This is a genomic window from Tamlana crocina (assembly GCF_012037625.1).
Genome location: NZ_JAAVJS010000268.1, coordinates 1 through 436, shown reverse-complemented (window position 1 = coordinate 436; position 436 = coordinate 1). Strand labels below are relative to the sequence as shown.

General features: G+C 40.6%; 1 protein-coding gene. It reads left to right on the top strand.

Annotation, left to right across the window (positions count from 1 at the left end; all coding sequences use genetic code 11):
* A partial coding sequence (locus HC176_RS16650) for an ExbD/TolR family protein (protein WP_167920125.1) occupies positions 1-330 on the top strand: 330 nt, incomplete at its 5' end.
* Positions 331-436 lie beyond the last annotated feature (106 nt).

Sequence of the window (436 nt, the reverse complement as noted above, 5' to 3'; positions counted from 1 at the left end):
GTATTTCTGTTGTTGATCTTTTTTATGCTTACTTCTCCTGCAATTACGCCGGAAGCACTTGACCTTATCCTTCCAAAGGCAAAGGGAAAAACTACCAATAAGCAAAACGTGGCTGTAAGTATAACCAAAGACCTGCAGATCTATATCGATAAGGAAAGAGTGAGCAGCAGTTCCCTGGAAGCAAGACTTAAAGAGACTTTGGCGGGTGTTGAAGATCCCACGATCATTCTTAGGGCAGAAGAAGGAGTGCCTATAGAAAAGGCAGTAAATGTGATGGATATAGCCAACAGGAATCGATATAAGATCGTGCTTGCGGTAAAACCTGAGTAAATTTTCCCTTTTTTCAGCACAAACAGCTATTGTGGAACCAAGTTTGCTGAATAAAAATTTCAAGAAGATAAGAGAGTGAGATACCTGGAAACAGAACATGAACGCA